Origin of the sequence: Cohnella faecalis, from assembly GCF_003570905.1 — a bacterium.
In the GTDB taxonomy this organism is placed as follows: domain Bacteria; phylum Bacillota; class Bacilli; order Paenibacillales; family Paenibacillaceae; genus Cohnella; species Cohnella faecalis.
The window spans coordinates 24898-50860 of record NZ_QXJM01000049.1 but is presented as its reverse complement, the minus strand read 5'-3'; the positions used below and the strand labels follow the sequence as shown (position 1 = coordinate 50860).

23 protein-coding genes, 1 tRNA gene and 3 pseudogenes are annotated in these 25963 nt (G+C 54.8%); 8 read left to right on the top strand and 19 right to left on the bottom strand.

The genetic code is table 11. The annotated features are described in order from the left end of the window. Nucleotides 1–18 precede the first annotated feature (18 nt). Both D3H35_RS27235 and D3H35_RS33070 read left to right on the top strand, forming a co-directional pair. Nucleotides 19–969: a GerAB/ArcD/ProY family transporter gene (locus D3H35_RS27235; protein WP_233568189.1), complete on the top strand. Its 951-nt coding sequence runs from the start codon at nucleotides 19–21 to the stop codon at nucleotides 967–969. After that, complete coding sequence (locus D3H35_RS33070; RefSeq protein WP_233568188.1) at nucleotides 933–1109, top strand: hypothetical protein; 177 nt, start codon at nucleotides 933–935, stop codon at nucleotides 1107–1109. Before D3H35_RS27235 ends, D3H35_RS33070 begins: the two co-directional genes overlap by 37 nt. 122 nt (nucleotides 1110–1231) lie before the next feature. On the opposite strand, the gene D3H35_RS27230 is transcribed toward D3H35_RS33070, so the two are convergent. From D3H35_RS27230 to D3H35_RS27205, 6 genes are all read right to left on the bottom strand, one after another. Continuing rightward, nucleotides 1232–1786 (bottom strand): RNA 2'-phosphotransferase, encoded by a 555-nt coding sequence (locus D3H35_RS27230; RefSeq protein ID WP_119152268.1) that lies wholly within the window; start codon nucleotides 1784–1786, stop codon nucleotides 1232–1234. Between the two features lie 91 nt (nucleotides 1787–1877). Then, nucleotides 1878–3146, bottom strand: a complete 1269-nt coding sequence (locus tag D3H35_RS27225; protein WP_119152267.1) for a HipA domain-containing protein — start codon at nucleotides 3144–3146, stop codon at nucleotides 1878–1880. A 667-nt stretch (nucleotides 3147–3813) separates the two neighbouring features. After that, a tRNA-Leu gene (locus D3H35_RS27220) sits at nucleotides 3814–3900 on the bottom strand. Between the two features lie 123 nt (nucleotides 3901–4023). Next, on the bottom strand, nucleotides 4024–4254 hold the full coding sequence (locus tag D3H35_RS27215; protein ID WP_119152266.1) for a hypothetical protein: 231 nt from the start codon (nucleotides 4252–4254) through the stop codon (nucleotides 4024–4026). An 89-nt stretch (nucleotides 4255–4343) separates the two neighbouring features. Next, nucleotides 4344–4670 (bottom strand): hypothetical protein, encoded by a 327-nt coding sequence (locus tag D3H35_RS27210; RefSeq protein WP_119152265.1) that lies wholly within the window; start codon nucleotides 4668–4670, stop codon nucleotides 4344–4346. A gap of 108 nt (nucleotides 4671–4778) precedes the next feature. After that, the gene (locus tag D3H35_RS27205; RefSeq protein WP_119152264.1) at nucleotides 4779–5351 is read right to left on the bottom strand and encodes a xanthine phosphoribosyltransferase; all 573 of its coding nucleotides are present in this window, start codon (nucleotides 5349–5351) and stop codon (nucleotides 4779–4781) included. A 303-nt stretch (nucleotides 5352–5654) separates the two neighbouring features. On the opposite strand from D3H35_RS27205, the gene D3H35_RS27200 reads away from it, so the two are divergent. Beyond that, the gene (locus D3H35_RS27200) at nucleotides 5655–6404 is read left to right on the top strand and encodes a hypothetical protein (protein WP_119152263.1); all 750 of its coding nucleotides are present in this window, start codon (nucleotides 5655–5657) and stop codon (nucleotides 6402–6404) included. 58 nt (nucleotides 6405–6462) lie between these two features. Here D3H35_RS27200 and D3H35_RS33065 read toward each other — a convergent pair. Next, nucleotides 6463–7769: pseudogene (locus D3H35_RS33065) on the bottom strand (ArsB/NhaD family transporter). A gap of 101 nt (nucleotides 7770–7870) precedes the next feature. On the opposite strand from D3H35_RS33065, the gene D3H35_RS27185 reads away from it, so the two are divergent. Together D3H35_RS27185 and D3H35_RS27180 are read left to right on the top strand one after the other, a co-directional pair. Continuing rightward, on the top strand, nucleotides 7871–8914 hold the full coding sequence (locus D3H35_RS27185) for a YkvI family membrane protein (protein WP_119152260.1): 1044 nt from the start codon (nucleotides 7871–7873) through the stop codon (nucleotides 8912–8914). Between the two features lie 391 nt (nucleotides 8915–9305). Further along, nucleotides 9306–10496, top strand: a complete 1191-nt coding sequence (locus tag D3H35_RS27180) for an IS256 family transposase (RefSeq protein ID WP_119152259.1) — start codon at nucleotides 9306–9308, stop codon at nucleotides 10494–10496. A gap of 1115 nt (nucleotides 10497–11611) precedes the next feature. On the opposite strand, the gene D3H35_RS27170 is transcribed toward D3H35_RS27180, so the two are convergent. The 5 genes and pseudogenes from D3H35_RS27170 to D3H35_RS27150 all read right to left on the bottom strand — a co-directional run bounded on the left by D3H35_RS27170 (nucleotide 11612) and on the right by D3H35_RS27150 (nucleotide 17467). Beyond that, complete coding sequence (locus tag D3H35_RS27170) at nucleotides 11612–12484, bottom strand: ATP-binding protein (protein WP_119152257.1); 873 nt, start codon at nucleotides 12482–12484, stop codon at nucleotides 11612–11614. A 137-nt stretch (nucleotides 12485–12621) separates the two neighbouring features. Then, a complete protein-coding gene (locus D3H35_RS27165; protein ID WP_119152256.1) occupies nucleotides 12622–14922 on the bottom strand; it encodes an AAA family ATPase in 2301 nt (766 codons plus the stop codon). Nucleotides 14923–14981: 59 nt separating this feature from the next. Continuing rightward, on the bottom strand, nucleotides 14982–15557 hold the full coding sequence (locus tag D3H35_RS27160; RefSeq protein ID WP_119152255.1) for a hypothetical protein: 576 nt from the start codon (nucleotides 15555–15557) through the stop codon (nucleotides 14982–14984). Next, on the bottom strand, nucleotides 15530–16276 hold the full coding sequence (locus D3H35_RS27155) for a metallophosphoesterase family protein (RefSeq protein WP_119152254.1): 747 nt from the start codon (nucleotides 16274–16276) through the stop codon (nucleotides 15530–15532). Before D3H35_RS27155 ends, D3H35_RS27160 begins: the two co-directional genes overlap by 28 nt. A gap of 22 nt (nucleotides 16277–16298) precedes the next feature. After that, nucleotides 16299–17467: pseudogene (locus D3H35_RS27150) on the bottom strand (glycosyltransferase family 4 protein). Nucleotides 17468–17707: 240 nt separating this feature from the next. On the opposite strand from D3H35_RS27150, the gene D3H35_RS27145 reads away from it, so the two are divergent. Both D3H35_RS27145 and D3H35_RS27140 read left to right on the top strand, forming a co-directional pair. Further along, nucleotides 17708–18838: a GGDEF domain-containing protein gene (locus D3H35_RS27145; RefSeq protein WP_158594303.1), complete on the top strand. Its 1131-nt coding sequence runs from the start codon at nucleotides 17708–17710 to the stop codon at nucleotides 18836–18838. Between the two features lie 236 nt (nucleotides 18839–19074). Next, on the top strand, nucleotides 19075–19170 hold the full coding sequence (locus D3H35_RS27140; RefSeq protein ID WP_119152251.1) for a YjcZ family sporulation protein: 96 nt from the start codon (nucleotides 19075–19077) through the stop codon (nucleotides 19168–19170). A gap of 102 nt (nucleotides 19171–19272) precedes the next feature. Here D3H35_RS27140 and D3H35_RS27135 read toward each other — a convergent pair whose 3' ends face one another. The 6 genes and pseudogenes from D3H35_RS27135 to D3H35_RS27110 all read right to left on the bottom strand — a co-directional run bounded on the left by D3H35_RS27135 (nucleotide 19273) and on the right by D3H35_RS27110 (nucleotide 25166). Beyond that, complete coding sequence (locus D3H35_RS27135; protein ID WP_119152250.1) at nucleotides 19273–20070, bottom strand: Cof-type HAD-IIB family hydrolase; 798 nt, start codon at nucleotides 20068–20070, stop codon at nucleotides 19273–19275. 4 nt (nucleotides 20071–20074) lie between these two features. After that, nucleotides 20075–20890: a pseudouridine synthase gene (locus D3H35_RS27130; protein WP_119152249.1), complete on the bottom strand. Its 816-nt coding sequence runs from the start codon at nucleotides 20888–20890 to the stop codon at nucleotides 20075–20077. Nucleotides 20891–20920: 30 nt separating this feature from the next. Continuing rightward, nucleotides 20921–22621, bottom strand: a complete 1701-nt coding sequence (locus tag D3H35_RS27125) for an RsmB/NOP family class I SAM-dependent RNA methyltransferase (RefSeq protein WP_119152248.1) — start codon at nucleotides 22619–22621, stop codon at nucleotides 20921–20923. Between the two features lie 109 nt (nucleotides 22622–22730). After that, nucleotides 22731–23186 (bottom strand): DUF309 domain-containing protein, encoded by a 456-nt coding sequence (locus D3H35_RS27120; RefSeq protein WP_119152247.1) that lies wholly within the window; start codon nucleotides 23184–23186, stop codon nucleotides 22731–22733. Nucleotide 23187: 1 nt separating this feature from the next. Then, a pseudogene (locus D3H35_RS27115) lies at nucleotides 23188–23990 on the bottom strand (GTP pyrophosphokinase). Between the two features lie 78 nt (nucleotides 23991–24068). Further along, on the bottom strand, nucleotides 24069–25166 hold the full coding sequence (locus tag D3H35_RS27110) for a quinone-dependent dihydroorotate dehydrogenase (protein ID WP_199728624.1): 1098 nt from the start codon (nucleotides 25164–25166) through the stop codon (nucleotides 24069–24071). A 193-nt stretch (nucleotides 25167–25359) separates the two neighbouring features. Between D3H35_RS27110 and D3H35_RS31505 the strand changes: the two genes are divergently transcribed. Beyond that, nucleotides 25360–25503 carry a hypothetical protein gene (locus D3H35_RS31505; protein WP_199728623.1) on the top strand — a complete coding sequence of 48 codons (144 nt, stop codon included), beginning with the start codon at nucleotides 25360–25362 and terminating at the stop codon, nucleotides 25501–25503. A gap of 71 nt (nucleotides 25504–25574) precedes the next feature. Here D3H35_RS31505 and D3H35_RS27105 read toward each other — a convergent pair whose 3' ends face one another. Further along, a complete protein-coding gene (locus tag D3H35_RS27105; protein ID WP_199728622.1) occupies nucleotides 25575–25943 on the bottom strand; it encodes a response regulator in 369 nt (122 codons plus the stop codon). Nucleotides 25944–25963: the final 20 nt, after the last annotated feature.

Here is a 25963-nt window from a genome sequence, read left to right as displayed (position 1 = left end):
GGAGGGAGGCGATCGGCGATGAACGTTACGGGACGGCAAATATTTTGGATGATCTTAACGATGGATCTCGGCATGACGCTTATTATGACTATGACGCCAGGCGCGCAGGCCGCTCGGCAAGACATGTGGATGTCCATTGTGTTGGCCGGATTGGCCATTCTGCTCGTATCCGCCGTAGTGACCAAAGTGACCCTTCTGCACCCCGGACAGCATTTGATTCAATTGTGCCGGACAATATTGGGAAAATGGGTCGGAACGGTCGTTATCGTCGTCTATTTCGTTCAATGGTACACGATTACCCCGATCGTTCTGCGCCAATTCAACGATGTGCTGCATGTCATGATTTTGCCGACGACGCCCAAGCTGGCGTTGATGCTGATCATGGTTCTGCTCATCACTTATGCGACCGTTACGGGAGGGATCGTCAATATCGCGCGGTGCAGCGAGGTGCTCGGTCCCATCATCGTGCTGATGGTCGTTCTCGTATTCGCCGCCAGCCTCTATCAGGTGAACCTGCATCACCTGTTGCCCGTATTCGTCGACAACGGGGCAGTCCGCATCGCTAAAGGGGCGTTGCCTCCGGCTTCCTACCTCGGACATGCGGTCGAATATTTGATGCTTGCTTCGTTTCTTCGGCAGCCTAGCAAAGGAGCGCCGTATGTATACGGGGCCGTCGCGGTTACTGCCTTCTTCGTCCTGATTTCCGTCATGGTAACGCAAGCAACGATTGGTGTGGAACTGTCCACGAAGATGTGGTATCCGTATTTCGAGATGGCACGAAAAATTTCGTTGTTTGGATTCATCGAGAACATCGACCCGGTCACGATTGTCATCTGGGTGGCGAGCGTATTCATTAAGCTTGCCATTTATTTGTTCGTGATCGCATACGGAACGGCCGAATTTCTGGGCATTAAAAAGTGGAGGCATATGGCGTGGATCAATGCGCCGATCATTCTCGGTTCGCTCTGATCCCGACGACCGTCGGACAGGCGACCGCCAATTATTTGTTCAATTACTGGGTTCCCTTCGCGCTGCCCGTGAATATGTTCGGTTTGCCGCTGCTGCTGCTGCTCGTAGGGAAGATCCGGCAGAAAGCCTCTCGCGCGTAGCGCTGCTTGCACGGAGAGACTCTTGCTCCGTGTGCCGATCGCTTTCAAGCCGCCGGTACACAGGCTGCTTCACGTGAACGGTTGCCAGACAGTCTCTCATCTTATCATCGAGTTAAAGGCTGCTATTCCGTATAAATGGAGCAGCACAAAGAAGGAATCGATTCAGCCAACCATACTTCGTTGCCCGCACAAAAAAATGTTACGCCCGATTGAGCCGCCTTAGCGGTGTCAATACGTAAAATAACAAGCTCTCCTCTTCTGCTCCCGGCCAACGAGGCGAAATGCGTCCCTTCCGACAGATGTACATACTGCCTATTCATCGAATGTATTCCTTCTTTTAAGATGATCGGCGCTGCCTTGCGGGTGGTACCGTGAAATAAAGTCAACGGCGGAATGCCGGGATCATATGTAACCTTACTGTGGCTGTGGCCATACCTTGCCTTAATTTGTTGCCCCGCTATCTCGAAACGCTGTTTTTCACAATGGTTAACAACCTGTCGAATATGATTTTCTTTTACCCATGCCCATTTAGGTTGAGATTGAATAACGAAAAGCAGCTCATCCATCAAGCACGACCCATCCGAGCTGTCTAAAATAAGGCCGTACTCCTCTGGAGTATGCCGAAGTAATTTTGTCATAAATTTGCTAAGACTGGTCTCCATTTCTTTGCCGAGCATCTTTTCACTCCCTATCAGGCTTCGTTCGTAGCCGGCAACTACGGCGCTCCAATCTTTTGCACCATGTTACAGCATATTTCAACCGGCCCGCTTAGCGTTCCGGTTCCCTATCATCTTTGGATTGCGAGCCGCTGTAGGCAATGTTCTCCCGCACATCCGTGCTTCTATCGTCCACCCACACGCGGAGCGATCTAGTGCGTATAATTTCAGCCAGCATATCCACCCGACTGCGCAGAGCTATACAGAGAGCTTTCCGACGGGTCTCGTCAACGAACAGCGACCCCTCCAGAATGGCTTGAAACTCATCGCCAATGTCATGCAGCGCCGACAAGTCTAGCCAATCAAACGAGGTGACCAGTTTGATTTGCTCCATATGGTCATTTTTGAATGGCTTGCAAGTTAACTTCGACGATGCTGAAATCAGGGACGACGGCTTGGAAAACCAAAGCGAGGACCCGCTGTCGTAAATGGGAGCAGCTCCGAGCCATTCCAACGTCTCCGCGTTTCGAATCACACCGAAGTTGTTCTGATGCCTGTCCTCGTTGGCAATGAGGAAATCAACGACAATCATGCGATTCAATGCTTCGGTCATGCCGGAAATACCGAGCATCTCGCAGCAGTCGAGATAATGCTGATAAACCGAAACATGATTGGGCTTTTGGCGGGTATGCATAACATACCAGGCCGTCACCAGTTCAGTCTGAGGTGTAACGAAATTTTCGCACACGCTGTACGGATACTCGTCCTGCGTTAGCAGCGAATAGGTCACATGTGGAATCCCGAGCCGATCCATTAACCGGCTGGCCAACACTTCATTATATGGCTCTTGCTGAACCGTTCCGCTTCCGCTTTTAACGAGGCAGCGTTTCCCGTCCATGATCGTCCACTTCTTTTTTAACCAGCCATCCGATGTATTGTCCGGTGACATCAGGCTTAGTTCCTTGCCGGATGATGAATCTCTTCCGAGCAATATATTTCCCACATCTTCGGAGAAAGCGTTGTCGAAGAAATTGAGCTGCATCCAGTCTGCATGAACGTCTTCTGGGCTGATCCAATACTGATCGGACAGGCTAAGCCCCAGACTTTTGTCCAGCAGCTTTTGTGTTGTCGGCACATTCAATTCGATCAAGGCTTCTTTGATTCCATCCCGACTGGTCGGGATAGATCGGCCCCGCCACCACTCATTCAGCGCGGCACGATCGATGCGTCCTTTTTTAACAGGTACGCCGACAGGCACATGACGTTCATCGTAAACGAGGCCGATAGCAGCGATAACTCCAGTTGCTTCGTCAAGCTCAAGCTCGGCCACTTGAATATGCTTGTGTTTCAACACATATTTTTTGTTCCGATCCTCCGACATGACGCAGTCTCCTTCGCATGTTTCAGTTAAATAAGATCAATTCTATCATATCGTAAATTTTTCCCTTTTGCTTCTTTTTGTCTCATGACTGCTTGCTGTTCATCTTCTTTAGGCTCCTCTCAACCCAACTGTTGGCTAACCAAACAGTGGGACGAGGTACCATACTTTAGGCGATTGGCGGGGGCAGATGCTCAACAGTAGGATGAGGCACCATACTTTCGGCGATTGGCGGGAGCAGGCGCTCAACAGTGGGACGAGGTACCATACTTTCGGCGATTGGCGGGAGCAGGCGCTCAACAGTGGGACGAGGTACCCTACTTTCGGCGATTAGCAGGGGCAGGCGCTCAACAGTGGGACGAGGTACCATACTTTCGGCGATTAGCAGGGGCAGGCGCTCAACAGTGGGACGAGGTACCATACTTTCGGCGATTGGCGGGGGCAGATGCTCAACAGTAGGATGAGGCACCATACTTTCGGTGATTGGCGGGGGCAGGCGCTCAACAGTGGGACGAGGTACCCTACTTTCGGCGATTGGCGGGGACAGCCCACTTGGAATGTACCCCAACATTTTTCCGCATAGAAAATGATCAACGACCTAAACATTTAAATAAATAAAAAAAGCTTCTAACCTGCAAAAAAGCAGATCAGAAACTTATTGTTGATGAGGTGGTGCGGTCGAGAGGACTCGAACCTCCACGGCTGTTACACCACTAGAACCTGAATCTAGCGCGTCTGCCAATTCCGCCACGACCGCATAATGTGCGCGATTCCGGTTTGTGTTTCGGCGCGTTGCCGCGTCGTTTCGCATTCCCTGTCGCAATCACGAAACTTATAATAGCATGCGCACCAAATCGAAGTCAAGCTTATGCTCAAAGTTCTAATTTTCAGGCAATATCGCCTCAGACTCCGGTCTTGGCTCGTCGGCCGGCTGCAGCTTATACCCGCGTCCCAGCTTCACGACACGGCGGTTCGGACGGCGAACGAGGAAAAACTCGTCGTCCCACGCGACGACGATGCCGACGACGTCATTCTGGACGAGCGCGTCTCTAATGACTCTTACCTTCGTTCCCTCCACCCGATACTTGTCCAGCATTTCCTCACTAATCACGGGTCTCGCCCTCCTTGAAAATAAATCGAAAGACCCGCTCCGACTCGATCGTCTTCAGCGGGTCCCCTATCGCAGCTCGCCTGCATGCGTCAGCCGACGTGCTCTCTCGTATCGTTGGTCTCGTACCAGAAATCCAGCACCGTGCTAGACATCACCCGTTTGCGGACGTATTCCGCTTGCCGCTCCGTGAAGCTCGACGTCCAGTCGATGCCCAGCTCCTCGCTCAGCTTGACGGTTGTGAGCAGCTCGGACCACGCGACGTACCTTTTGTACCAGAAAAATTGCGGATGCTCGATCATATAAGGGTACAAATCGTCGAACTCCGTGTGTTTGCAGTCGAGCGCGCGTTCAAAATGAACTTTGGCTTCTTCCAGCTTTTTTGCGAAAAAATCATCGGAAATTTGAATGTTCCCCATAGCTGCTCGCCTCCCCTCTGCAAGTTAACACCTATTATACGTGAATGATAGCTCCCAAGGAAAGGGCGTATGCCCCCTTTTCTCTCAGGAAATCGTTCCCGCTTGCGGTCAATCCTCGAAAGTAATAACGTTGCCTTCCAGCGATCGAATGCGTACGAGCGTCTCCACGTGAAGCCCAAGCTCTCTCAGCGCCCGGCCTCCGGCTTGGAACGACTTCTCAAGCACGATGCCGATACCGGCCAATTGCGCGCCCGATTGCTCGATGATCTTAATAAGTCCGCGCGCCGCGTCCCCGTTGGCGATAATGTCATCGATGAACAGCAAGGTGTCGTCGCTGCTCAGCAAGTGCCGGGAGACGAGCAAATCCGTCACGATCCCTTTTGTAAAAGAAGGCACCCGCTCGCAATAGGCATCCGGCTCTCCCAGCAGCGTTTTTTTGCGTCTTGCGAATACAAGAGGCACTCCGAGCTCCAGTGCCGTCGCGAACGCCACGGGTATGCCCGACGACTCCACCGTAATAACCTTGGTCGCTTTGGAATCCGCGAACCTTCTGGCAAATTCCTTGCCCATTTCCATCGTCAGCTTCGGATCGACGCCGTGATTGAGAAGCGAATCCAGCTTCAGCACGTCGTTGTTGATGACGCTGGCTTCCTTCAAAATCCTTTCCTTAAGGATATCCATGCTTCCCTCCACTGTTGCTTCGTCTTTTCCGTTTAACGTACCATATCCGCACACCACGCGCAAGATGAGGATACGCCGTTTATAGGTTCTAACGCATGTCATTCTTATGGAACAAATGTCCCTATTCCCGACCGCATAATGCGACAAAAGTACCTATTTTCCAACATTTCCAAGAAACCGCGCAACTTTTGCCCTTTTTGGCTTGTCCTACTAGTATATGCAAGCAAAAACGCCTTTGACGTCCTCTGGAAGTCGAAGAAGCTTTGCTCCGGTATCAGATGAGCATAAGGAGTTTGAACACTTATGTTTTCTGATATTCCAATGAAAGGGGACGACGATGCGATGCCGCATTACTTGAATACGCTTCGAATTGCGGGATGCGCCGTTTTGCTCGGCCTCATGCTTGCCTCTTGCAGCCAGAAGCCCGAATCGAGGACAACACCACCATCGGAGGACACTACCGTTCCCTCATCCGCTCAAGCTGCGACGGATGAGCCTGTGTCTTCTCCGTCTACGATAACCTTGATTGAAGATGAGCCATCCGAGTCGCCCGCTTCGTCTCCAACCGGCGAAACGATCGCAGAGCCAAGCCCGAGCTCGGCCGGAGTCGGCGCGGCGAACGCTTCGCCCGACTTGAAGAAGCCCGCCGAAGAGGAAGGCCGCTCCTTTTCATCCTCCGACCCGGAGCTGGCTGCCATCCGGCTCAGCGAGACGGAAGCTTCCGTGACAAAGAAGCTGGGCTTGCCTGCCGAATCGTTCACTTTGCCGGGCGACAAGACGTCTACCGAGATGTGGGAGTACGATGGAATCACGGTCGGTTTTGGCCACGATCACCGTATTGTCTACGTGGAAGTGACTTCTTCCGAGATCGCGACCGGCATTCAGGGACTGCAGCTGGGAACGACGGCGAAAAAAGCCGCTCATGCGCTTGGGCTCGACGTACCGCAACGCTCCAACGTATTGACGGCCGAAATCGCGGGAGGCTCTCTGAAGCTTGATTTGGATCCCGATTCCCGTACGGTTATATCTATTAAACTTATAGCCGATGCATGACCGCGTATGTGCAATGCCCATCTCAGTCTGCTCAACGGCAGAGATGGGCTTTGTCGCTTTATTGGAACAGGACGGTTTGCAGCCAGAGTGCCGCCAACGATAGAAGCAGCACCGCGGCCGTCAACGGCAGACCCAGCCGCAAATAATGGCCCCACGTCATTCGGATGCCTCCACTTCTCAGCAGCCCAAGCCATAGCAGCGTGGCAAGCGAGCCGATGGGAGTCAGCTTCGCCCCGACGGACATGCCCAATAAGCTGGCGAACGGCAACATATCCGATCCTTGCACATGCTCAATGGACAGAGATGCAACGAGAACAGCCGGCAAATTGTTCATGCATGCAGCCAACAGCGAGAACAGCAGCCCCGAGCCGAACACCGATGCCGCCGTGCCCGCGTGCGCGACAGGCTCCAGCAGCTCGCCAAACCAATCCGTCGCTCCGTGGACATAGAGGCTATAGACAATCAAATTCATCGCCAGAGCGAATGCGACTATGAGCCATGGAGTTCGCAGCAGCAATTCCCGAGAATTCGCAGCTTTGAAGAATGCTGCTGCGATCCACAGCACCGCTGCGCCTGCGCAAGCGATGACCGACACCGGGATTCCTAACGTCTCCGAGAAGGCATAGCCTAGCAAAATGAGCGCTAAAATAATCCAAGACAAGCGAAATAACATTACGTGGCTAATTCGGGAGCCCGGCTCCGGAAACTCAGCCGCACTATCGTTCTCGTTCGCTTGGCTCGCTTCGTCGTTCTTTACGGTTTTGGCGAACGCGGCCGCACAGACAATCACGGTCGCTGCGGCCGCCGTCAAACCGGGGAACGCCATACGCCGGGCATATTCCCGAATGAGATCGAGAAATAGTCCGCAGTCAGAATATTCGTCAGATTGCTGACGACAAGCGTCGCGCTAGCCGTATCGGCCATGAGCCCGACCGTGAACAGGAACGCGATCCGCGCTTTGGTCCCCATTCCGAGCAGAGCTGTCGCTTCCAGTACGATCGGGATCATAATAAGAATAGCGCCGTCATTATTAAAAAAAGTCGCAATAAGGCCGGACATCGCCGCTAATCCGCCTAAGAGCAGCAGTCGCCTGCGGTGGAACTTCCTCACGATATGGAGCGCCGCCCAGCGAAAAAAACCGATCTGATCCATTAACGCGGTTAACACCATAATACCGATGAGGGATAACGTCGCATTCCAGACCATTGCCCAAATGGACGAGACGTCGTTCCATCCGATAGCTCCCGCCAGCAATAGGATTGCGGCTCCCGGAAGTGCGAACGCCGCTTCGTTCAGCCCTTTTGGCCTGGCGACTACAAGTACGATAACGATAGCGAATACAAGAATGGACAAGAATAGAGTCATAATTCGGCAGCCTCATCTCCCCAAGGTGTAGTCATGCCTGTCCCGATCGCGTCATAGTCTGTTAAGTAGAACGGACAAGACGGGTGCGGGAGGCTTCATCTATGAAATCATGGCTTCGGAGCGCGCAAGTCGCGTTCACGTTCATCGGAACGGTCGTCGGTGCGGGTTTCGCGTCGGGCAAGGAAGTGATGCAGTTTTTTACCCGGTTCGGTCAATGGGGGCCTCTGCTCATTCTTTTGTCGACGTTTTTTTTCGTATGGATCGGAGCGAAGGTCATGCTGCTTGCAGCTGATTTGAAAGCGAGATCCTATGAAGACTTGAATAAGCACTTGTTCGGTGATCACGCCGGAAGACTCATAAGCCACGTCATGCTGATCGTCTTGCTGTGCGTCAATGCGGTCATGCTGGCCGGCGCGGGAACGATTTTTTCAGAGCATCTCAATCTCGGCTATCAGAGCGGCCTCCTTATTACGATCGCGGGTTGTTTTTTGCTCCTGCGCAATGGAATCGAGAGCATTATGGTCATCAACTCTATCGTCGTTCCGGTCATGATGGCGTTCACCGTGCTGCTCGTCTACGATACTCTCCAAGAGCCCGGCGCCAATCGCTGGTTGACGCTCGCGAGCGACTTATCGCCGTGGGCCGCCGGATTGTCTCCATTCCTGTACGCCGCATTTAATTTGGCCATGTCGCAGGCCGTTCTCGTTCCGTTAGGCACCGCGATCGGCGACGCTAGAACGTTGCGCCGCGGAGCATGGCTGGGCGGCATCGGAATAGGCATCCTGCTGCTCTCAGGCCATATGACTCTGTCAGCCCGTATGCCGGGCATTTCCCAATTCGATATTCCAATGGGCGGCATCGCGAGAGAATTGGGCCCGTGGATTCATTGGATTTTCGTGCTGCTCATTTTCATGGAAATTTTCACGACGCTCGTGGCGGACACCTACGGATTGACGCTTCAGTTGAATTCCCGCACCGGGCTTGCGCCATGGATCATTACCGCCGCCCTGCTCAGCTTCTGCTTCGTCATCGGACAATTCGGATTCGGCACGCTGCTGTCGACGCTGTATCCCACCTTCGGATTATTCAGCTTGGGCTGGCTGTTTCTCATATCCCGCGACCGCGCGCTTAAGCCGAAGCTATGAGTTCAATGAACCGTCCTGATGCTTCGGGAGTTTCGTTCACTGAGCAACCTCGGTTTCTACATACGGCGGATTGACGGAAGAGCGTCGGAATAAGGCACTCTCAGTTACTATCTCGGACGGTTGGACGGAAGAGCGCCGAAATAAGGTACTCTCGGTTACTATATACGGCGGATTGACGGGAGAGCGCCGAAATAAGACACTCTCGGTTACTATCTCGGACGATTGGACGGAAGAGCGCCGGAATAAGGCACTCTCGGTTACTATATACGGCGGATTGACGGAAGAGCGATGACGTAAAATTGTTTGTGTACCATGTTTTGGAGTCTTACCAAAACAAAAAAAAGTAGGGTATTCTCGGGGTTACGACGCCACCAAGAAGGAGCCCTACTCGATGACTACTATACCCGAAAACATGCTTAACGATCTATTTGAAAATCTTGTCACACAGTTTGTGAAACAGAACATTGAGACGATCATGCGAGCTGAAATCAAACACATGTTGGAGGAGCAGGAAGAACATCAGCGTAATAGCCGGAACGGTTATTACACGCGCACCCTCCACACGAAGTATGGTCACATTGAAGATCTCCAGGTACCACGTGACCGTAATGGCCAATTCCAAACCAGCGTATTCGAGCCGTATCAGCGCCGAGATGGTTGGCTAGAGGAAGCTGTTATTCAGATGTACAAAAGCGGTATGGGCACACGAGACGTCGCCCGTTTCATTGAAAGCATGTTTGGTAGCCAATATTCGCCTACGACCGTCAGTAATATTACAGCGACAGTGTTGGAGGACATTCAAATCTGGCTGCAGCGCCCGCTAAAGAAACGTTACTCAGTTATTTATCTCGACGGTCTTTACGTCAAACTCAAACGCGGCACCGTAAGTGGCGAAGTCGTTTACTTTGCGATGGGGATCGACGAAGATGGTCACCGGCAAATCCTTGGCTTCTACATTGGCGGCCAAGAGAGTTCAAATGGCTGGCGGGAAGTACTCAAAGATCTTTATAAACGCGGGGCGACAGACGTGCTGCTCGGCGTGTTTGACGGCCTGACAGGGCTTGAAGCAGCCTTCCGCGAGACTTACCCGAAAGCCGACGTGCAGCATTGTGTGGTGCACAAAGTCCGTGCTACTTTCCCAAAAATCCGGGTGCAACATCGAACGGAAGTTATCGAGGATATCAAAACGGTTTACACGGCTGAGGACAAAGATCTTGCATTAGCAGCCTTCGACACGGTTTACGCAAAGTGGGGCAAATTGTATCCAAAAGAGATGGAACTTTGGAAGGAGCAACTGCCTACGTTGCTGACCTTTTACAAATTTCCCAGCCTCATCAAGGAAGCCATTTACACTTCCAACCCAATCGAGCGGATGAATAAGGAAATCCGCAAGAGACTCAAGCCGATGAATAGTTTAACGAACATGGATGCGGCAGAGAAGATCGTTTACTTGCAAGCAATCGACTACAACGAACGTAACGAAAGTCGCGCCATACGTGGGTTTGCAGATCCTGAAGTGAAGAAGAGGTTAACCGAGATGTTTGAGGCACGATATTCGGACAAGATAACATCCGAGGAGTAGCGCCACAAAAACCAATCTCCCGCGCCTTCGCTTGAGCTGCGCTCTCCGCCAACTCTAAAACCTAAAATCATGTCCATCATCCGATGGAAAAACCTACTACACAAACTTCTTGACGCTACCGGAAGAGCGCCGGAATAAGGCACTCTCGTTACTATATACGGCGGATTGACGGAAGAGCGCCGGAATAAGGCACTCTCGGTTACTATCTCGGACGGTTGGACGGAAGAGCGCCGAAATAAGGTACTCTCGGTTACTATATACGGCGGATTGACGGGAGAGCGCCGAAATAAGACACTCTCGGTTACTATCTCGGACGATTGGACGGAAGAGCGCCGGAATAAGGCACTCTCGGTTACTATCTCGGATGGTTGGACGGAAGAGCGCCGGAATAAGGCACTCTCGGTTACTATATACGGCGGATTGACGGGAAAGCACCGGAATAAGGCACTCTCGGTTACTATCTCGGACGATTGGACGGAATAGCGCCGGAATAAGGTACTCTCGGTTACTATATACGGCGGATTGACGGAAGAGCGCCGGAATAAGGCACTCTCGGTTACTATCTCGGACGATTGGACGGAAGAGCGCCGGAATAAGGCACTCTCGGTTACTATATACGGCGGGTTGACGGGAGAGCGCCGGAATAAGGCACTCTCGGTTACTATATACGGCGGGTTGACGGGAGAGCGCCGGAATAAGGCACTCTCGGTTACTATATACGGCGGATTGACGGGAGAGCGCCGGAATAAGGCACTCTCGGTTACTATCTCGGACAGTTGGACGGGAGAGCGCCGGAATAAGGCACTCTCGGTTACTATCTCGGACGATTGGACGGAAGAGCGCCGGAATAAGACACTCTCGGTTACTATCTCGGACGATTGGACGGAAGAGCGCCGGAATAAGGCACTCTCGGTTACTATATACGGCGGATTGACGGAAGAGCGCCGGAATAAGGCACTCTCGGTTACTATATACGGCGGATTGACGGAAGAGCGCCGGAATAAGGCACTCTCGGTTGCTATCTCGGACGGTTGGACGGAAGAGCGCCGAAATAAGGCACTCTCGGTTACTATCTCGGACGGTTGGACGGAAGAGCGACTGCGAACATACCACAGCTACACCGATGCAGCACTCGCGGGACGCACGGTTCCGCCATTTAGCCGTACGATGCTTGAATCGGCAAGCTCTCGTTCGAACGATTCCGCGATATGGCGATGGCATGTAAAAAGAATAACCTGCCTTTTTTTCGCGATGTCGCCTATGACTGGAATCGTATTTCGCAATCGGGCTTCATCGAAATGGACGAACAAGTCGTCCAGAAGCAACGGGAGCGGATGAACTCTGGAGGCAGCGTCGGCCAGAGCCAGTCGCATTGCCAAATAGAGCTGCTCTTGTGTTCCTCGGCTTAAAAAAATGCTATCGATCGTACGACGATCGGACGTCTCCGCAAGCAAGGTGTTGGAATCGCCGGGGGCGATAACTCTCCGATAAATTCCACCCGTCATTTGCCCGAAATAGGCGGAAGCCGTTTGCAGCACCTCCGGCTGTTTTTCCTGCTCGAACACAGCCTTCGTTCGTCGAAGCAGCGTCTCGCTTAGAGCTAGAACGGCATACTGCTCCGTCAAACGCTCCAAACGGCTTTCCTGCTCCCGAAGCGACTGTGCTCCCGACTTCTCTTCGGCTTCCGAGCGCAATCGTTCCAGCTCTTGCGTCAAGCGTCCCCGGCGCTCGAGAAGCTCCGTTCTCTCCGCTTCTGACGCGGACAGCCGATTCCGGCTTTCGACGCTTATATCGATCAAAGCCGCTTCGTCATGAGTCTCGAGAAGCCGAAGCAAAGCAGCCGTTTCCTCTTCCGAGCGTCCTGCTTGCAAGCGAAGCGAGATTTCACCGCGTTCGCGGCGGAGCGCTCTTCTGCGTTCGTCCAAGCGCAACCGCCGTTCATATCCGTCCGCGTTGCTTTCCCCTGCGTTACGCACAGCTTTCGTCACGGCAGCCTCTTTGATCTCCAGCAGCCGGCGGGACGCTTCGGCGGCTTCTTCCGCATCGAGGATACGGACATCGGCGCGTTCCGCCTCTTCTCGAACGGCGACATGCTTCCGCGCCTCGCGATATGCCCAAGCGACCGTCAGGGCAGCGTCGCCGGAGAGCGAGCCGGAGCAGGAAACTGCTCAAGCAATGAACCGGCTGCACGTTCAAAATCGGCAATCGCAGCACGCAGCTGCTCTGCCCGCTCCTGGAGCCGCTCCTTCCGTCTTTGCAGCGTCTGAGCTTGCTCCGCCAAACCGAACAGCTCCGGCATCCCTTCAGGCACAAGCTCGGCCGGAAGCTTGCGTTGCTCCAGCCACTCTCGCCATTGCATATGGAGACGGTCGCGTTCCGCGTCCATCCGGCCAAGCTCGCGATGAATCGCTTCGGCTTCGCGGTCGAATTCGCCAAGGCGCCGAACGCGTTCGCGTTCCTTCTCGTTAGCCCGTTCTTCCCGCTCGAGCTCATCCATTCGGGCATAGGCAATTTCGCGAAAAACCGACCAGCCCGCATCGTCCAAGTTACGCACCGACAACTCGTAATCCTTCCCGCCCGCCGAAAAAACCGCCGCTCCCGAATCAGCATTCGCAACCAATCTCCGAATCCTATCCGACACCAGCTGCATTTGCGCCTGCACGGCCTGATTGGACTCCGTCTGAGCGGAATCCACCCCTTGTCGTGAGCCTGTACGAACGGCACGTGCTTCTCTCCTCCGCATTAGGGCTGTCGCAGATGCAGTCGCTACGGCGGCAAACAACAACACTCCCGCTATCCCGTAGGAAATAGGCGTGAGCCCATTAACCGCTAACACAATGAAAGCCGCAGCGGCCGTTACACCGCTTAGCGCGAGCAGCAAGCCTCCTCCCGCCGCTCGATTATCGTTTCTTCCGCGAACCGATCGCCTACTGGCTTGCAACGCCGAAGCTTGCTGAGCGTGAGCGGTTGCTCGCGCTCGTTCCAGCAGACGCAACTGTTCCTCAAGGCCAAGCCATTCCTGAAGCAGCGATGCTTTATCGGCAGGCTTGAAAATCACGCTTGACCGATTCTCGCTCCCGAGCTCCGACATACTACGAGCGGTCACCTCAGAATCCAAAAAATCGTCCCGCCGCTGAATAAGCCAAGCCTCTTTTTGCCGTTCCAGCCGCCTCGCCTCGGCATCGAGTCTCTCGAGCGCCCGGTCCGCCTCTCCCCAAGCTTGCTGCATTCGCCTTGCTTGCTCTCGCTCAGCCGTCGTCCCGGAGAAGACTTGAAGCTCCTTCTCCGTCCAATGCGGAGATATCCGGGCCAGCCAATCGTCGATTTGCTCATTTGCAGCACGCGCCTCGACCAGCAAGCTCGCAAGCTCTTCCCGTCTGGATACGGTCGTCTCCCTTAACGAATCCAGCCGTTCCAGCTCCGCAGCCGCGTCAACCATTCCTTCATCCCAGCTCAAGCGAGCTCGCGCCCGAGCTTTCTCGTCAAGAACGCGCTTCGCCTGTTCAAGCCGATCCGTTGCAGCTTCCCGCTCATTGACGAGAACCGCCCAGACGACAGCGGCATCCTCAGGCAGCGGGTCGGCAAGCGGATCGCTCAATTGCGCGGCGCATTCGGCCTCTTCCCTCTCAGCGGCCAGTCCTTTCAGCCACCATTCGCGAAGCTCCAAGGCACGGCCTGAGTCCGCGGCCTGCGCTTTCAACTCCGGCAACGAACGATCTGCCAGAGTCAGCCTGCTCTCCGTTTCGGTCAGCGCATCTACCGTCTCGTTATAGTAATGAACATCGTTTCTCCGCTGGCGAATAGAAGACTCGGTCTCCTTTATTAACGCCAACAGCTTATTCATCTCCGGAGTCGTCCCCTTGGGCTTGAACAGCTTGTCCATCTCGGCAGCCAGCGTTCGCCGGGCTTCCGTCAGAGCCCTGCCTCCCATTACGCCGGCGTGATACAAATAATTGCCGACCTCTTCGCCCTGAAGCGTTCGCAGCTCGTGAAGCTCGTCCAGAGAAACCGAGAACAGCTGCCGATACAATCGCTCGGATACTCCTCCAAGCTCGGATCGCTCCCACTCGCTCTGGGAAATCGGCAGGAACACACCCGAACCGTCCCGAATCGCAAAGCCGGAAGTGCCGTTTTTTCTTCCTCCGTTACCCGTCGATCCATCGGAATGCCTTTCGAGAGTCAGCTCCCGCCCCGACGAAGAAAGCAAAAGAAGCCGGCCCCCGTGCCGGCCCCCGCCGACGGGCTCGCCTCGTTCGACCGGCTCCTTTCGGGTAGGAAAACCGTACAGCATGCTCCTGATAAAGCGAAGCAGCGTGCTTTTTCCGGCTTCGTTGGGACCGTATAGAACGGTAACGGGAGCATCGAACGCGCAGCTTATTCCATGCAGCGCCCCGTATCCGTCCACCTGCAGCTCGCGAATTTGCATCCGTTCTCTCCTCCGTCTCTCCCCGTGACGGCCAAGCGCGCCGTCATGCCTCGTTCATATTATCGTTGATCCTCCCGAATCAGCAGCGCGAGGGCTCGGCTTAACGCCCGGCTCACCAGTTCTTCCCGATCGGCGTCCGTCCTTCCGGCCACCCATTGCCGAATCTTCGGCTGGTGCCTAAGAGCTTCCATAGCTTCGTCGAGAAGCCGCTTCGACTCATCCGGCGACTCTGCCGCCGAGCGCCCCGTTCGCACCAGCTCCCCGATAAAACCATCCTCTTCCGGGAGATCGGCGAGCTCGTCGCCCGTTCCGGATGTGCGAATCTTCATCGATTCCGCCCATATCCAATCCTCGCGGTCTTCCGGAGAGCCGAGCCATTCCCTCAGCTCCCGAACCCAATCGTCCGCCAGCGATTCCGACAAAAGCTCCTCGTGCAGCGGACCGCTTCCGAGCAATCGAAACCTGACGACGGACGGACGGCCTCGCGCTTGCGCCCGAGCTTTCTCCGCCGCTTCCGCCAATCTATCCTTCAGCTCCTGCTCGCCGTATGCTCCGGCAATAGAAACGTCCGCTTCCTGCCAGACGACGTCAGCCAAGTCGGCGAACGTCATTTCGATTCGTCCCGCATCCGACACGCGGACGACATAGGCTCCTTTCGGCCTGTCTCGCGTATGCTGCGTCCTTGCAGATTGCCGGGGTAGACAACATGCGGATATTCATGAACCGTCCGGCGGTCGTGTACGTGTCCGAGCGCCCAGTAGTCGAATCCCGCGGCCGTCAGTTCGCTAAGCTTGCATGGCGCGTAATTGTCGTGACCGGGCTGGCCGTCGACGTTGCCGTGAAGCAGCGCCAAATGAAACGGCGCTCCTTCCCGTTTCCGAAAGCGGAGCGCCAAATTATCCGACACGCTCGGCGTCGGATAAGAAATGCCATATACATGGGCGGCAAGACGCCCATCTCTTCTGAAAGCGGGAAAGCATTCCACCTCATCCGATCCGAAGACATGAACGCCTTCAGGCAGAGCAAGCTTCGCCTGACGGCCGCTCTCCGGATCGTGGTTGCCGTGGACGACGAATATTCCGATTCCCTCTCTCGTAAGCTCCTCAAGCTCCCGTTGAAGCCGCAATTGTGCTTTCAAGGAACGGTCCGACGCGTCGTAGAGATCCCCCGCAAGCACGACGAAATCCGCTTTTTCCCGCTTGGCTAAAGCCGTCAACCGTCGGAGCGCTGCGAACGTCGATTCCCGCAGTCGATCTCTTACGGCGCCGTCCGCTCTGTCCAAGCCCCGGAAAGGACTGTCGAGATGAAGGTCCGCCGCATGAATGAACGTAAAGGACACTCCCGGAGTTCCCATTTTTCGCGTCCTCCCTATCCGGTCAGCTTTCTTCGGTTTCTTCTACGGACTCGCCTTCGTCCAAGCCTTCGGTCAGAGAAAGATAATTGCGCTTCAACTCGCCGATGACCCGGTTAAGAGAGTACGTCTTTTTTGCTTTGTTCGAAGCCGCGCGAGCCATTTCGTATCGAAAATGGGGATCCGTGATGAACGTCTCCAGAGCGTCGGCGAGAGCGACCGGATCTTCCGGAGGGACTAGCAGTCCGTTCACTCCGTTCTCGATTTGCTCGGCAATGCCTCCTACATTGGTTCCGACAAGCGCAAGCAAGCATAACGCGGCTTCCGCAAACACGGAGCCGAACGATTCCGCCCGTGACGGAAGGACGAACACGTCGAAGAACGGAAGCAGTTCCTCCGGATGAAGCATGTAGCCGTAAAAAATCGTATCGTCATAGATGCCCAGCTTCTGAGCCATCGTCTCCAGCTCTTCCCTGATCGGACCATCCCCGATCATGTGGAGCACGAACGGACGGTTACGCTTGCGCAGCTCCGCACACCCTTGGAGCAAGATATCCAATCCTTTGGCCGGCACGAGGCGGCATACCGTTACGAGCTGCGCAACCTCGTTATCGTGGGAAATCGGTTTGAAGCGCTTTTCGTCGTAGCCGTTAGGGATAACCTGGATCCGTTCGGGATGATCGAGGAACGCTCCCATATAGGCCGCGAAAGAATGAGAAACCGTCGTCAGCCGGGACGTTCGTTGCTCAAGCTCTCTGTAAATGGAAGTTAAAAATTTCTCCTCGGCGCCGCCGGCTTCAATGCGACCGTTAAGCATGAGCTCTCTCTCGAAGCTGGAGTGGACCGTCATAACGACCGGAATATCCGGGAAAACCCGGCTCATCGCCAACGCCGCGATCGGATGATGCGCATGGATCAGATCGTATTTCTGCTCCTTGAGCCTAAGCTTGGTCCACCACAAATAATCCTTGTAAGTCTGAATATATCGCTCCACGACGAGGTTCCCCGCATAGGGCCGCCAATCGAACGTATCGAATTCAATTTCTTCCTGCCCTTTGTTGCGTATTCGCTTCGGCAAGGAGAACATCTCCATCTCCCAGCCTATTTTGCGAAACCGCTCTACGATATAAGGCACCATGGAAGAGACTCCGCCCGGTTGCTCCGGGGGAAAAACAACGCCTGTAAAATGTTCACGGGCGATTCCTCCTCTGCCTCACGACCTTCTCGGCCTGACACATTTATGATATAGTAGAACGTATGTTTCTGTAAACAGCCGCCGCAAGACGGTTATGCCGGAAGCGATCGCCGATTCGTTCTTCGGCGCTCAATTCAATCAAAGGAGCCGCGTATGAACTTCGATGCATTAGCCTTGCAAAATCCCGGTCTCCTGTTCTCCTCTTCCACTTCGGTCGTCATCGCGGCCTGATGCTGTTCATGTCTTTTCGACTTTACGCCCGCAATCGCCGAGCCGCATTCCGTTCGCTGCTCGTCTCGCTCGGCTTCATACTCGTTCATCATTCGCTCCAACTCGCCTTGTCCGTAGGACTCGTTCCGGTATCAACCATCCTCGCATTTGTAGGGAAGCTGCTGCAAGTGTTCGCATTTATCGTCATCAATTTTGCCGTTTTCGAGCTCTATCACAAAAAACGTTCCCGAACGAAGCTTTGGTTCTACGGCCTTCTCGTCTTCGGAGTTATGATAGCGATTGCCGGCTTGCTGCCGGGAAGCTCCTCGCAGGACTATACGCTGGAAGCCGCCATGTCCCGCACCCCCGCTTTGGACGGGTACCTGTTGGTTCTCTCCCCGCTGTTCGCTCTCATGTTGGCGCCCCATGTCGGTCAACGATTCAAATACGCGGCAAGCTTGATTGTCGCCTTCGCCGCTCAGCTTTCCGAAATCGCAATCGGCTACTGGGAGCCGGATTCCGCGGCGCTGGATACGCTGTCGGGCTTGCTTCCCGTTTTTTACTACGTATTGTTGTTCATGGTCCTGTTCGAAAGAGTGGTCGAGCTTCTGCAGACGGCTTACCGATCGTCGATTACGGACGGGCTGACGAATTTGTATAACCGGAGGTTTTTCTCCGGGCAATTGGATCGAGCGCTCCGTTCCGGCAAGCCGGTCGGCGTTATCTTCTGCGACATCGACAACTTCAAGCGTCTGAACGACACGCAAGGGCACCATAAAGCCGACGGAGTCCTTAAGCAGGTTGCCGCTATACTCATGGAAGAGACGGACGGAATCGGTCTTTCCGGCCGCTACGGCGGCGAGGAACTGGTCGCATTCGTGAACGGGCCGACGCAAACGGTCTTCCAGACGGCCGAGTCGATCCGATTGCGGACGGAGAAGGAAAGCATCGTCACGATCAGCGTCGGCTTTTCCTTATCGGATCCCGACGATTCGACGGTCCCCGGTTACGGCGAGACACTCTTGAAGCAAGCCGACCAAGCGATGTACCACAGCAAAACGTCCGGCAAAAACCGGGTGACCGATTACGCGACCATTTCGTCTCGCACGGGGCAAAGTCTAATCGCCTCGCCAAGCGGCGGCAAAGGCGTTCGCAAATAACGCGAACGCTTTTCTTTTTGCCTATTTCGCATCCTGCACGTCGATCGCCGGCCTAACGAGCCGTTTATTTATTATATTCCGCTCCTACCCAAAATCGCAGAATCGGGATAAATGTCCAGTCGGCTAGCGATATTCATCATAGTATAAGTGTAGACCGAAGCACGGATCGCAGCATCGCGAAGGCGACGGCGAACCTGTCTCGGAACCCACACCTCAATCATGAAGGAGGAATTCGCATGTCCGGTGTTGTCGGCGGTTATGGATCTTCCGCAGCCTTCGTGCTGGTCTTGTTCATTCTGCTCGTAATCATTCTGCGCACTGGCTTTTATTAATTCGTAACAGGGGATCGGGGGCGTCAGAACCCCCGATAGAACGCGAAGCAAGCCCGGCAGCCGGCCGGCTTGCTTTTTTTTTGTGTTCGGCAGCTGTCAAACCTAGCCGTTGCTTAAAACATGGCGCTCCAGCGCCAGCGCTACGCCATCCTCGTTGTTCGACGCGGTCGCTTCGTCGGCTTCCGCTTTCACTTCCGCCGGGGAATTGTCCATCGCGATTCCGAAGCCCGCAAAAGAAAGCATCCCGATATCGTTATAATAATTCCCAATCGCCAAAATACGTTCGCGCGCAACTCCTCTCATAGCTGCCAGCCGTTCGAGTGCTTTGCCCTTGGTCGCATGGGGGTGCTGAATATCGATGAAAAAATCCCCGCTTCGAATCGTCTGCAAATCGTGCGCCCAATCCGTCCAGTCGCGTTCAAGCTCGTCCAGCACGCTAGACGGCGCATAGACGGATAATTTGACCGTGCCTGCGGGAAGCGCGTCTTCCGGCGAACGAACGACGGGAAGAACGTGGAATCTCTCGTACATAGCCGCGATGTCTTCCGGAAGGCTGTCGACGTATAGCTCGAAGGAAGTATTCATATCAAAATGGATTTGGCGCTCCCGCAAATAGCTCTGGTAACGGTTCGCCAATTCGGGCTCGATCGCCATTTCGTAAATGACGGAGCGAGTCGCGCTGTCGACGATCGATGAACCGTTATGGGTAATCATCGTTCCTTGCATTCCGAGCTCGTTCAAGACGGGCAGCGCGCTGGAAGAGCCGCGTCCCGTACACAGAACAATTTCAGCGCCTTGCTCGGCCGCGCTTCGAACAGCTGCGATCACTCGCGGCGTCAGCTTGTGATCGTCGTTCAGAAGAGTACCGTCGATGTCGAGTGCAATGATGGAATATGCCATTTCTCTACCCGTCTTTCCTAAAATTACGCAAGCTCTCAAGCTCGTCTTCCGCAAGCTCCCGCCATTGTCCCGGAGCGAGAGACTCGTCCAAATGCAGCGGGCCCATCGATTCTCTGCGCAAATAAAGCACCTTTTTTCCGACGGCTTCGAACATTCGCTTCACTTGATGAAATTTGCCTTCGTGAATAACGAGCTCTATCCAGCTTAAATTCGCTGCGTCTTCCGGTATGTCAGCCGCCCGACTAAAGGCGTAGATCATAGACGGCTGCGTCGGCTCGGCTCCGCCGGCGACGACTTCGAGCACGGACAACTGCGCGGGCAAGGTGACGTACTCGTCGTCCAGAGTCACCCCCTTGGCGAAAGCTTTGACATCCGCTTCAGCGACTTGTCCCGCGACGAGAGCCCGGTACGTCTTCGGTACGTGCTTGCGAGGAGAGAGCAGCTCGTGCGACAGCTTCCCGTCGTTCGTAAGCAGCAATAGCCCTTCCGTGTCTTTGTCGAGCCGGCCTACGGGAAATGGGACGAATACCGTTATATCCTCGTCGTCGATCAGATCGAGCACCGTCCGGTCGCGCTTATCCTCGGTGGCGGATACGACGCCTGCCGGCTTATGAAGCATGACGTAGACGGTGTCCCGATAACGTATCGTCTCTCCGTCGAGTACGACTGTATCGGCTTGCGGATCGATCTGCATCCCCGGATCTTTCGCCATGAGACCGTTCACGGATACGGCTCCTTGTCGTACGAGGCTCTTGATGCCGCTTCTTGTGCCGTATCCGAGATTGCCTAGCATTTTATCTAATCGAATCGTCGATTTCATCGGTTTATGCCGCCTTCTTCCCTGTTCGCTCTATACCCAGCGCCAGCCGGGGAGCCTTTCGTTTTTCAGTAGCGTTCCGTCGTATCGTCCCCAACCGGCGGGAAAACCGTCGATGCAGACAAGCGTCCATCCTTTGCCTCCGACTGGCGTTATGCCATCCGGTCCAACGATGTCCGCCTCCGCTGGCTGCAGCGTCTCTCCCTTCAAATATCGCAGGCTGTCGGGATGGCTGGACGAGAGCCTAAGCGAACGAACCGCGTCCCGGCTAGTTAGCCCCATCGCCCAAGCCTGCGAAGGCTCGAAACGGTGCTTCGTGGCGGAGCCGAGAAGCCATCCGGGACGAACGACGTTCATGCCGGACAAAACGGGGACTTCCGCGGGAACAAGATAGATGCTTGCCCCTCGAACGAGCAATCGCCCAGACTGTTGAAAGACTGGCAATTGACGTCCTTCGTTCAAATGGACTTTGACGAATTCTTCGAACTTGTTCAGCACGTCCTCCGTTTCGTCGACTCGGACAGGATGCTTGGCTTCCTTGCGGTGATTGGGGGCCGGCTTTTGGCGGGCTGCCTGGTAAGGGGCCGCTCCTCTCTTTCGGCGGTCCGTCCCATTATCCCTTTCGTTCAGGAAACCGTTAGATGCCTTTTGGTCCTTCGTCCCATTATCCCTTTCGTTCAGGACGGAGGGTGGCAAAGTGCCCGCAGCCGTATAGGCTGCAGAAGCAATCGAGGCCCCGTCCGTTGCCAAAGTTGCCGAGCATGCTTGGTTCGCCTGATCTCCCGGCCTGCGCTCAAGGAGAGCGGCGAAATGCCCCTCGCCTCGGCTTCGGTGAGGCCAGACTCTGACGGTTCCGGCCAAAGAGGCGATCGTCGGCTCGTCCAGCCCCGCTTTCTCTTCGTCGTTCAACCAATCGGGTCGGCCGGGAGCGAACCCGAACGAAGCGGGCAAATCCGTCGAAACGACGAAAAAGTCCGGACGCGCGGCAAGAAACTTCGCAATCGTCCCTTCGTTTTCACGGGGAGAAAATGTGCAGGTGGAGTACACCAGCCTGCCTCCCGGTGCAACCAAGCGGGCTGCGTCCAACAAAATGGCATCCTGCATCCGCGAGCAGCGCTCCACCGAATGCCGTTCCCATTGACCGATCATATCCTCATCCTTGCGGAACATTCCTTCTCCCGAGCACGGCGCGTCCACGAGCACGCGATCGAACCAGGCTCCGAAAGCGTCGGCGATCCGTCCGGGCTCTTCGTTCAAGACGACGGCGTTGCGGATACCGGCCAGCTCGACGTTTTTCGCCAGCGCCTTCGTCCTTTCCGCCGCATTATCGTTCGTCACGAGAACGCCTTGCCCTTGCAGCTTGGCCGCCAGCTGCGTCGTCTTGCCTCCGGGAGCCGCGCAAAGATCGAGAACCCGATCGCCGGGACGAACGCCGAGCAGCTCCGCCGGAAGCATCGCGCTGGGCTCTTGAATGTAATAAAGACCCAAATGATAGTACAAGTGCTTGCCCGGACGAATTTCCTCCGACGTATAATACCCTCCGTCCGCCCACGGAATTTCCGAGGGACCTACCAGCGGAGACAGATCGCGCAAAGCTTCGCCGGTTAGCTTAAGACCGTTGGCCCTTAGTCCGGAATGCTTCGGCTCGTTGTATGTAGCGAAAAACTCGTCCGCTTCTTCTTCCAGAAGACGATTCATTTCCGTAATGAAAAGAGCAGGTAGCTTAAGTGCCATCGATAGTCTCTCCGTTTACCGTCTCAATGTCCAGCTTGCTTTCGCATCGATACGAAATACTTTCATCATACCTTACCGGTCGATCTTATGGAATCGAAGGATTCGAAAGCTAGTCGTTCCCCTTGTCCGAAGATCGGTTCTCTTTCAACCATCGTTCGACTGCAAGAGCGAGCCCTTCCTCGGTCAAAACCAACTCGAATGCGCGAAAAGGAGCGTCGTAAGGACTCCGGGACAGCTCCTCCAGCGATTGGGCTAGCTCTCTGCGAAGAGCTCCCAGATCTAGTCCAAGCACTTCAGTCTCGTAGAATTCAAGCTTGCCCAGCGAGCCGATCATCAGCTTGGCCGCCCCGGATAAGTTGCCGTTATCCCAATGATGCAAGCCGACGGCCGCTTGAAGCAGTCCTTGGAGCAAACGATGCCTTCCTTCCTCAAGCCATAATTCCTCCATGACCTCATGGCATTCGAAGTAATCGCGGTCTCCGTTGAAGTGTCCGATGAACGCCAAAAAGCGGGAATCGCTTCGGATTCCCGCCAAGCCGTTCGCATTTCGGCCAACGCCCGCCATATTAAGACGCTCCGCCTTTGCCCGCACGGTCGATAGCCGCTTGAATTTCGGCCGACAATTCCTTCAAGCCGCGAATATCTTCCTGCTCCCACAGCTCGTTGAACCGAAGCTGGAAGTTAGCCGCCTCGCGGATTTTGCGATGAAAATAAAGCTCCTGAATATGATTCATCACTTTGCGGACGATTCCGGCGCTTTCCTCGAATTCCTGCTGCGAATCGACGATCTCCTGCCGGATGCTGGACATCTCGTTATCTAGCTGGAACGCCCCTTCGGCTGCCTTGCGCAGCCGCTCGCGGACATGATCGGGAAGCTGCTCCCGGTATTTGTAATTCAAGGAATGCTCGATTGTCGCCCAGAAGTTCATCGCGAGAGTCCGAATTTGGATTTCCGCCAGCACCGGCTTGGAGCCAAGAGAAGTCTGCACCGGGTATTCGACGATGAGGTGGTAGCTGCGATAACCGCTGTCTTTGTAATTCGTTATATAATCTTTTTCATAGACGAGCCGCATATCTTTCCGGTTGCGGATAAGGTCCGCGACCCGGTGAATGTCGTCTACGAACTGGCACATGATCCGAATGCCCGCGATATCCTCGATGCCCGTTTCCAGCTTGTCGAGCGTACGGCCATCTTCCTCGCTTTTTCGAGTATGCTCGAAATCCGTTTCACCCTGCCCGTAACGAACTCGATCGGCGCGTATTCATCGCGAGCTTTCAACTCGGAGCGGAGCGACTTCAGCTTGACCTTCAGCTCCTCGACCGCTTGTTGATACGGCAGCAGAAACTTTCCCCAATCTCTTCCGTCCATGCCTGCTCCACCTCCTTACTATCGTATGGCTTTCGGAAGGCTGCATCTGCGCGCGGAAACGCCGGACGGCGTCGGCGATTAAGCGCGGTGGTCTGCGCCTACCGCTTGAGTAATCCGGGAGAAGCCGTCCCGCTTCAATCTTTCGCGCAAGCCTGTATGAATCTCCTTCACGACACCCGGGCCTTTGTAGATGAGCGCGGTATACACTTCCACGAGGCTTGCGCCTGCGCGGATTTTATCGTACGCGTCGTCCGCCGTAAAAATTCCCCCGGAGCCGATAATAGGCAGCTTGCCTTTCGTAAGAGAATAAACGGCGCGGATTACCTCCGTCGAACGGTTCGTGAGCGGACGTCCGCTCAAGCCGCCGGTTTCGGCTTTGTTGCCGTGCGTCAAGCCGTCTCGTCCGATCGTCGTATTCGTCGCTATAATCCCCGACATTCCGCTCTGCACGATGGCGTCCGCCATGTAGGCAAGCTGTTCGTCCGTGTTGTCCGGCGCGATCTTGACGAGAATCGGCTTCGGCAAACCGCCATGCCGTTGCGCCTGCTTCTCCATCTCGTCGTTAACGGCGTCGAGCAGCGTTCTCAATTCGTCGCCGTGCTGAAGAGCGCGCAAATCCGGCGTATTGGGCGAGCTGATGTTAACGACAAAAAAGTCGCCGTGCGGATAGAGCTTCTGCAAGCAGGCTCGATAATCGTCCGCGGCATTCTCGTTCGGCGTCGCCTTGTTTTTGCCGATATTGACCGCGAGCGGGATTCGGCGCCGCCCCAGCTTGCCAAGACGGTCCGCCATCGCGTCCGCTCCCTCGTTGTTGAAGCCCATCCGGTTAATAAGAGCCTCGTCCGGCGGCAAACGGAATAGACGCGGCTGCTCGTTGCCTTGCTGGCCCTTCGGCGTTACGGTTCCGACTTCGAGGAACGATAAGCCTGTGCTGGACAAACCGGCGACCGCTTTCGCGTTTTTGTCCAGTCCGGCCGCAAGACCGATCGGGTGGGAAAAATGAAGACCGAACAAATCGACCTCCAGATCCGGCGTCGCCTTCACGCCCCATGCGGCGGACAGCAAAGGCTTTATGCCGGGAACTTTTGCCGCTCCTCCCATTCCGTCTATAATGAGATGATGCGCCGCTTCGGGATCCATCCGAAACAGGAACGGCTTCGCTATTTTGTAGAGCAATGAATACGACATCCTTTCGTAGAAAACCACTCGCGTATCAGTGTAGCCTTTTCGAAGCGAAAAGAAAAGGGCGAACGGCCCGGAAAGCTACCTTTTCACTGTGTTTTCGAGGGGATTGGCCATCTGGCGTTTTGTTGCGAAAACGATTACAATTGGGATATAAAATGACTATCTCACGGAAAGGTTGATTGGAATGAGCACTGCCAAGAAGAAACCGCCTATCACGTCCCGCGCCCCGCACAAAGAAGAAGTGAACAAGAAGGCGCTCATCTGGATCGGGGCAGCATTCGTCGTTGTCGTCGGAGCTCTCGCGACGCTTCTCGCCTTGAACATCTAATCAACCGAACATGCAAGCTAAGATAAAAGGGTTTGTCGCGCCGTTATGGCTGACAAGCCCTTTTTCGCCGTCTAATGGTCCAAATTGATAACGTTCGTTACCGTTGAGAGCAGCTTCTGCGCTTCGATCGGCTTGACGAGATACGATTTCGCGCCGTACCGAATCGCTTCCAACACTTGCGCTTTTTGCCCCATCGCGCTGATCATAATGACTTTGGCTCCGGGGAACACCTTCAGCAACCCTTGAAGCGCCTCGATTCCGTCCATACCGGGCATGCTGATATCCATCGTTACGATATCGGGGTTGTAGTAAATATAATTTTGCAGCACCTCGCGTCCATCGGACACTTCCATGACGACATCGTGATTACCGCGTTCCAATATCGTGCGAATATTTTTCCGCATGACGCCCGAGTCGTCTACTATCATTATTTTTGCCACGGTCAAGTTCCCTCCAAAAG

Excerpts from the sequence above, each read along its gene's own strand:
- D3H35_RS27155 (WP_119152254.1), bottom strand. The coding sequence starts at position 16,276 with ATGGGAACTCCGGGAGTGTCCTTTACGTTCATTCATGCGGCGGACCTT.
- D3H35_RS27135 (WP_119152250.1), bottom strand. The coding sequence starts at position 20,070 with ATGGCATATTCCATCATTGCACTCGACATCGACGGTACTCTTCTGAAC.
- D3H35_RS27205 (WP_119152264.1), bottom strand. The coding sequence starts at position 5,351 with ATGGATATCCTTAAGGAAAGGATTTTGAAGGAAGCCAGCGTCATCAAC.
- D3H35_RS31505 (WP_199728623.1), top strand. The coding sequence starts at position 25,360 with ATGAGCACTGCCAAGAAGAAACCGCCTATCACGTCCCGCGCCCCGCAC.
- D3H35_RS27230 (WP_119152268.1), bottom strand. The coding sequence starts at position 1,786 with ATGCTCGGCAAAGAAATGGAGACCAGTCTTAGCAAATTTATGACAAAA.
- D3H35_RS27235 (WP_233568189.1), top strand. The coding sequence starts at position 19 with ATGAACGTTACGGGACGGCAAATATTTTGGATGATCTTAACGATGGAT.
- D3H35_RS27140 (WP_119152251.1), top strand. The coding sequence starts at position 19,075 with ATGTCCGGTGTTGTCGGCGGTTATGGATCTTCCGCAGCCTTCGTGCTG.
- D3H35_RS27210 (WP_119152265.1), bottom strand. The coding sequence starts at position 4,670 with ATGGGGAACATTCAAATTTCCGATGATTTTTTCGCAAAAAAGCTGGAA.
- D3H35_RS27180 (WP_119152259.1), top strand. The coding sequence starts at position 9,306 with ATGACTACTATACCCGAAAACATGCTTAACGATCTATTTGAAAATCTT.
- D3H35_RS27145 (WP_158594303.1), top strand. The coding sequence starts at position 17,708 with ATGTCTTTTCGACTTTACGCCCGCAATCGCCGAGCCGCATTCCGTTCG.
- D3H35_RS27120 (WP_119152247.1), bottom strand. The coding sequence starts at position 23,186 with ATGGCGGGCGTTGGCCGAAATGCGAACGGCTTGGCGGGAATCCGAAGC.
- D3H35_RS27130 (WP_119152249.1), bottom strand. The coding sequence starts at position 20,890 with ATGAAATCGACGATTCGATTAGATAAAATGCTAGGCAATCTCGGATAC.
- D3H35_RS27225 (WP_119152267.1), bottom strand. The coding sequence starts at position 3,146 with ATGTCGGAGGATCGGAACAAAAAATATGTGTTGAAACACAAGCATATT.
- D3H35_RS27125 (WP_119152248.1), bottom strand. The coding sequence starts at position 22,621 with ATGGCACTTAAGCTACCTGCTCTTTTCATTACGGAAATGAATCGTCTT.
- D3H35_RS27165 (WP_119152256.1), bottom strand. The coding sequence starts at position 14,922 with ATGCAAATTCGCGAGCTGCAGGTGGACGGATACGGGGCGCTGCATGGA.
- D3H35_RS27185 (WP_119152260.1), top strand. The coding sequence starts at position 7,871 with ATGAAATCATGGCTTCGGAGCGCGCAAGTCGCGTTCACGTTCATCGGA.
- D3H35_RS27200 (WP_119152263.1), top strand. The coding sequence starts at position 5,655 with ATGTTTTCTGATATTCCAATGAAAGGGGACGACGATGCGATGCCGCAT.